The sequence below is a fragment of the Elioraea sp. genome, assembly GCF_051860475.1.
GTDB lineage: Bacteria > Pseudomonadota > Alphaproteobacteria > Acetobacterales > Acetobacteraceae > Elioraea.
Genome location: NZ_JBHYDW010000066.1, coordinates 20,204 through 23,167, shown reverse-complemented (window position 1 = coordinate 23,167; position 2,964 = coordinate 20,204). Strand labels below are relative to the sequence as shown.

Below are 2,964 nucleotides of genomic sequence, written 5' to 3'. Positions count from 1 at the left end.
CCGTCTGGGGGGCCCGCCGGTGGGTGGGGCCGCGGGCCGGCCCCACGGGTAGCGACGCCCTCCCGGGATGGGGGGTGCGGGGGGAAGGGCCAATGGCCCTTCGCCCCTGCCGTTACTTTTCCACGAACGCCTTCTCGATCACATAGGTCCCCGGCGTACCGGACGAGCCCTCCTCGAACCCCTCGCGCTCGGCTACGCGGCGGCACTCCGCGAGCATGTCGGGCCCGCCGCAGATCATGATCCGGTCCTCGACCGGATCGAACCCACCCCGTCCCAGATCGGCGAACAGCGTGCCGTCCTCGATGAACTGGGTGATCCGCCCCTGGCGGTGGAACGGCTCGCGCGTCACGGTCGGGTAGTAGACGAGCTTCGCGCGCACCTCTTCGCCCAGCAACTCGTGCTGCGGCAGGTCGCGCGTGATCCACTCGCGGTAGGCGAGCTCGCGCTCGAAGCGGCAGGTATGCGTCAGCACCACGCGGTCGAACCGCGCATAGGTCTCGGGGTCCCTGATGATGCTCATGAACGGCGCGATGCCGGTGCCGGTCGAGAGCAGGAACAGCGTCCGCCCGGGCGTGAGGTAGCTCACCACCAGCGTGCCCGTCGGCTTGCGCCCCACGTAGAGGACGTCGCCCGGCCGGATGTACCGGAGTCGCGAGGTCAGCGGCCCGTCGGGTACCTTGATCGAGAGAAACTCGAGCTGCTCCTCGTAGTTCGCCGAGACCATCGAGTAGGCGCGCAGCAGCGGCTTGTTGTTCACCGGGATGCCGATCATGGTGAACTCGCCGTTCTCGAACCGGAACGCCGGATCGCGCGTGGTGGTGAGGCTGAACAGCGTGTCGGTCCAGTGGTGGACCGCCAGCACGGTCTCGACATTCAGATTGCCGACCGGCTTCGGCCTGGCGGCGACGTCGGTGGTCATGCAAAGGCCATCCGTTGCAGGAGCTTGAGGAAGATGTGTCGATCCGCGGGACTCAGGGGGGCGAGCGTCGCGTCGCTGATCGCGACGGCGGCAGGCAGCGTGGCCTCAACGAGGGCGACGCCCGCAGGGGTCGGCGTCAGCAGGCTTGCTCGCCGGTCGGACGGGTCCGGCGCGCGCGTGATCAGCCCGCGCGCACGCAGCCGGCGTACCACACCCTGAACGGTGGCGGGGTCCATCGCCGTCAACCGGCCGAGCTGATTCTGGCTCGCCTGGCCGTCGCGGACCAGCGTGACCAGTGCTGCCCACTGCATCGGCGTCAACGCGGCCTGGCCGATCCCGTCCTGGAAGATCGAAGCGTGGCGCTGGTGGGCCCGTCGGAGGAGATGGCCCACCTGATCTTCCAGTGCATACGTTGACGGATCGGTGTGGACCACGCGGGAAAGGTCCTTCAGGACCAAGGGCAGTCCTCCTGGATCGTTCGTATACAAATGATCCCTCTGCGCCCGCGGCGTGTCAAAGGAAACCTCGGACCCGCGGTGTGCCCGCATGGGTTGTGACGGTACCCCCTCACGGTGCTGTGGGGCGCGCAAGTTCTTGTAAGCGGCGCAGCGCTGTGGTTTCTGGATCAAACGTCGGCGTTTGGCTTGCAGTCAAGTCAGCCGGCTTGTCCTACAGGGAGGATGCAGAGCATGACCGATGTGAAGACCCAGCGTCCCGGCCGCCGTGGCTTTCTCAAGACGGCAGCGGTTGGCGGCGCGGTGGCGGCGGCAGGAACCCTCGCCGCACCCCAGGTGAGCCGGGCGCAGACGATCACCTGGCGCTTCCAGTCCACGTGGCCCGCGCGCGACATTTTCCACGAGATCGCCGGCGACTACGTGAAGCGTGTGAACGACATGGCGGGTGGTCGGCTCCGCCTTGAGCTGCTGCCGGCCGGCGCCGTGGTCGGCGCCTTCCAGGTGATGGATGCGACGCACTCTGGCACGCTGGATGGCGCACACGGCGTGACGGTGTACTGGTACGGCAAGAACAAGGCCGCGAGCCTGTTCGGCACCTCGCCGCCCTGGTTCCGTGATGCCAACAACTTCCTGGGCTGGTTCTACCACGGCGGTGGCGAGGCCCTGTACAACGAGATGATCAACGATGTTCTGAGGCTGAACATCGTCGGGTTCCTGACCGGGCCCATGCCGACCCAGCCGCTCGGCTGGTTCAAGAACCCGGTTGAGCGCGTCGAGCAGTTGCGGGGGCTGAAGTTCCGTACCGTGGGGCTCGCCACCGAGCTGTTCAATGAGCTCGGCATGGCGGTGGTCGCACTGCCGGGAGGCGAGATCGTTCCGGCCCTGGAGCGCGGCGTGATCGACGGCGCGGAGTTCAACAACCCGTCCTCGGACCGTGTGCTGGGCTTCCCCGACGTCGCCAAGGTGTACATGCTCCAGTCGTTCCACCAGCACGTCGAGTCGTTCGAGATCCTGTTCAACAAGCAGAAGTACGAGGCGCTGCCTGCCGAGCTCAAGGCGATCGTCCGCTTCGCCGTCGAGGCGTCCAGTTCCGACATGAGCTGGAAGATCCAGGAGCGGTACCCGAAGGACCTGATCGAGATGACGCAGCGCCAGGGCGTGCGCGCCATCACCACGCCGCGGCCCATCCTGGAGGCGCAGCTGCGCGCCTGGGATGCGGTCGTGGCCAAGCTCGAGGGCGACACCTCCTCGCCGGCGGCCGGTCCGTTCTTCAAGAAGGTCTGCGACAGCCAGCGCGACTGGTGTCGCCGCACCGGCACCTACTTCCTGCGCAACGAGGCGCCGTCGGTGCTCGCGTTCAACCACTTCTTCGCCCGCGGCTGACCGCCGCCACAGTCACGGCGCCCGCTCCGGTTTCCCCGGGGCGGGCGTCGCCTTGACGGAACGGACGTGACGCAGATGCAGCCCGTCCTGCTCACCATCGACCGGATCAGCACCGTCGCCGGCAAGCTCGGCGGCTGGGCGATCATCGCGCTCACCGGGGCGATCGTTTATGAGGTGTTCGCGCGCTACCTGTTCCGCGCGCCGACC

General features: G+C 67.6%; 3 protein-coding genes. 1 reads left to right on the top strand and 2 read right to left on the bottom strand.

Annotated features, from left to right (window positions below; translation table 11 throughout):
- Nucleotides 1-112: 112 nt before the first annotated feature.
- Both ACTIFU_RS12945 and ACTIFU_RS12940 read right to left on the bottom strand, forming a co-directional pair.
- A complete protein-coding gene (locus ACTIFU_RS12945) occupies nucleotides 113-919 on the bottom strand; it encodes a ferredoxin--NADP reductase (protein ID WP_439578727.1) in 807 nt (268 codons plus the stop codon).
- Nucleotides 916-1,377, bottom strand: coding sequence for a MarR family winged helix-turn-helix transcriptional regulator (locus ACTIFU_RS12940; RefSeq protein WP_439578726.1), 462 nt, complete (start codon nucleotides 1,375-1,377; stop codon nucleotides 916-918). Before ACTIFU_RS12940 ends, ACTIFU_RS12945 begins: the two co-directional genes overlap by 4 nt.
- Before the next feature lie 231 nt (nucleotides 1,378-1,608).
- Between ACTIFU_RS12940 and ACTIFU_RS12935 the strand changes: the two genes are divergently transcribed.
- The gene (locus tag ACTIFU_RS12935; RefSeq protein ID WP_439578725.1) at nucleotides 1,609-2,757 is read left to right on the top strand and encodes a TRAP transporter substrate-binding protein; all 1,149 of its coding nucleotides are present in this window, start codon (nucleotides 1,609-1,611) and stop codon (nucleotides 2,755-2,757) included.
- Nucleotides 2,758-2,964 lie beyond the last annotated feature (207 nt).

Bases quoted from the DNA above. Each gene is read 5' to 3' on its own strand.
- ACTIFU_RS12935 (WP_439578725.1), top strand. From the start codon at position 1,609: ATGACCGATGTGAAGACCCAGCGTCCCGGCCGCCGTGGCTTTCTCAAG.
- ACTIFU_RS12945 (WP_439578727.1), bottom strand. From the start codon at position 919: ATGACCACCGACGTCGCCGCCAGGCCGAAGCCGGTCGGCAATCTGAAT.